2 protein-coding genes are annotated in these 2,901 nt (G+C 72.3%); one reads left to right on the top strand and one right to left on the bottom strand.

From position 1 onward, the window contains the following. Positions 1 to 128: 128 nt before the first annotated feature. On the bottom strand, positions 129 to 1,727 hold the full coding sequence (locus ACFV0G_RS04110; RefSeq protein WP_380541239.1) for an MFS transporter: 1,599 nt from the start codon (positions 1,725 to 1,727) through the stop codon (positions 129 to 131). 249 nt (positions 1,728 to 1,976) lie between these two features. Here ACFV0G_RS04110 and panB point away from each other — a divergent pair, with 249 nt between their 5' ends. Further along, the gene (gene panB / locus ACFV0G_RS04105) at positions 1,977 to 2,861 is read left to right on the top strand and encodes a 3-methyl-2-oxobutanoate hydroxymethyltransferase (RefSeq protein WP_380541236.1); all 885 of its coding nucleotides are present in this window, start codon (positions 1,977 to 1,979) and stop codon (positions 2,859 to 2,861) included. The last annotated feature ends 40 nt before the right edge of the window (positions 2,862 to 2,901 follow it).

Raw genomic sequence — 2,901 nt, 5'->3', positions numbered from 1 at the left:
CGGCCCCCCGGGGGGGCGGGCCCCCCCCCCGCGGGGGCGCAGAGCTCCGGGCCGGGGCCGGGCGTGGCGGCGCCGCATGCCGAGACGGTGGGTTCGGTCTGCATGGCGCTATTGTCCACCCCTCCCGATCAGGCCTTGGCCGCGTGCTGCTCGCGTTCGGCCGCGGCGGGTGCGCCGGGGGCCGCGGCCGGGGACCTGCCGGGCAGCAGGAACAGGGCGAGGACGACGCCGACCGCGGTGATGCCGGCGGAGAGCCCGGCGACCACGTGCATGGCGTGCACGAAGGCGTCCTGGGCAGGGGCGACCAGGCCCGGGGCGTGGGCCTTCTGGGCGATGGCCATGGTGGCCTCCAGGGACTCGCCGGCCTTGTCCCGCAGCGGGGCGGGCAGTTGGGCGAGGTGGTCGGACATGCCGTCGCGGTACACGGTGGAGAGCACCGCGCCGAGGACGGCGACGCCGAGGGAGCCGCCGACCTGGCGGAAGGTGTTGTTGACGGCGGAGCCGGCGCCGGCCTTCTCGCGGGGCAGCGAGCCCATGATGGCGGTGGTGACCGGCGGCATGACGTGGGCCATGCCGGCGCCCATCACGAAGCCTATGACGACCAGCACCCAGATGGGGGTGGTGGTGCCGAGCAGCAGGTAGCCGAGGAAGCCGACGACGATGAGCGACATGCCGCCGACGCAGGTGGCGCGGATGCCGAACCGGTCGACGACCAGGCGGGCGCGCGGCGCGAAGGCCATCTGGGCGGCGGCCAGCGGCAGCATCAGCACGCCGGACTGCAGGGCGCTGTAGCCGCGGACGCTCTGGGTGTAGAAGACGCCGAAGAACGAGACGCCCATGAGCGCGAAGAAGACCACGCCGATGACCACGACGGAGGTGGAGAACACCTTGTTGCGGAACCAGGTGACGTCCAGGGCGGGGCTGGCGGTGCGCCGCTCGAAGAGCACGAACGCGGCGAGGGCGACCAGGCCGATCAGGATCGGCACCCAGGCGGCGGGGGCGGTGAAGTCGGCGAGCTCGCCGCCCTTGATGATGCCGTAGATCAGGGCGACCAGGCCGACGATGGAGAGCAGGACGCCCACCGGGTCGAGCTTGCCGGGCTTGGGGTCGCGGGAGTTGGGGACGAGCAGGCTCATCGCGACCAGGGCGATCAGCACGATCGGCACGTTGACCAGGAAGACCGAGCCCCACCAGAAGTGCTCGATGAGCAGGCCGCCGGTGATCGGGCCGATCGCGATGGCGAGGCCGACCGCGCCGGCCCAGATGCCGATCGCCTTCGGCTGCTCGTGCCGCTCGAAGACGTTCATGATGATGGCGAGGGTCGCGGGCATCACGAAGGCGCCGCCGAGGCCCATGACCGCGCGGAAGGTGATGAGCTCGCCGGGGCTGGAGGCGAGCGCGGAGAGCAGCGAGCCGATGCCGAACACGGCCATGCCGGCGAGCAGCGACCACTTGCGGCCGAGCCGGTCGCCGAGCAGGCCGGCGGTGAAGAGCAGGCCGGCGAAGACCAGCGTGTAGGAGTTGATCGCCCATTCCAGGTCGCTCTGGCTGGCGCCGAGGCCGGTGGGGGCGGGCTGGGCGATGGTCTTCATCGCCACGTTGAGGATCGAGTTGTCCAGGACGACGACGAGCAGGGCGAGGATCAGGGTGCCCAGGATGGCCCAGCGTCGGCGGTGAACGGCCTCGGGTATGCGCGGTGGCGCGGTGGCGGCGGCTGCGTTGGTCATGATGCGGATCCCCGTCCGTACGAGTCGGCTGCGCGGACTTACGAGCCGGTGTCGTCTCGTAACCCTTTCGGACCAGCGTAGACCCTTTTTCGATACGAGACGGGCCCGTATCGTAAAGTCTCGGTAAAGCCGCGCGGAACGGGCGGGTGCCCCGGCTCTTTGCGGCCGGGCCGCGGCATGCAAGCATGGGAGCAGATCCGGGGACGCCGCAGGGCGCCTCGAGACGACAACCCTTCAGGAGTCTGTTCGATGAACGCTTCTCCGCTTCAGCCTGCCCAGGCGCAGGGCACGGGCCGCGACCAGGACGGCACCGTGCTGTACGGCGGCATCACCAACCGTCGGGTGACCGTCCGCGACCTGGCCAAGGCCAAGCAGCACGGCGAGCGCTGGGCGATGCTCACCGCGTACGACGCGCTGACCGCCGGCGTCTTCGACGAGGCCGGCATCCCGGTGCTGCTCGTCGGCGACTCCGCCGGCAACTGCCACCTCGGGTACGAGACGACCGTCCCGGTGACCATGGACCAGATGGTGATGCTCTCCGCCGCCGTCGTCCGCGGCACCAAGCGCGCTCTGGTCGTCGCCGACCTGCCGTTCGGCTCGTACCAGGAGTCGCCCGCGCAGGCCATGCACAACGCCGCCCGGCTGCTGAAGGAGGCGGGCGTCCAGGCGGTCAAGCTGGAGGGCGGCGAGCGCAGCGCCCGCTCCATCGAGCTGCTGGTCGAGGCCGGCATCCCGGTGATGGCGCACATCGGCCTCACTCCGCAGTCGGTGCACGCCTTCGGCGGGTACCCGGTGCAGGGGCGCGGCGACGAGGCCGCGCACCGGCTGCTGCGCGACGCCAAGGCGGTGCAGCAGGCGGGCGCCTTCGCGGTCGTGCTGGAGGCGGTGCCGGCCGAGCTGGCCGCCCAGGTCACCGCGCAGCTGGCGATCCCGACCGTCGGCATCGGCGCGGGCGTCGACACCGACGCCCAGGTGCTGGTCTGGACGGACTTCGCCGGGATGACGGCCGGCCGGGTGCCGAAGTTCGTCAAGCAGTACGCCAACCTGCGCGCCGTGCTCGGCGACGCCGCCCGCGAGTTCGCGGCCGACGTGCAGTCCGGGGCCTTCCCCGGCCCGGAGCACAGCTTCAGCTGACCCGCACGGCCACGGCCGGGTGCCCCCGCCTCTCCGGGCG

This window comes from Kitasatospora sp. NPDC059571 (genome assembly GCF_042735675.1).
GTDB lineage: Bacteria > Actinomycetota > Actinomycetes > Streptomycetales > Streptomycetaceae > Kitasatospora.
Note: the sequence above shows the minus strand (reverse complement) of the source record. Positions and strands in the feature narration are given on the sequence as shown.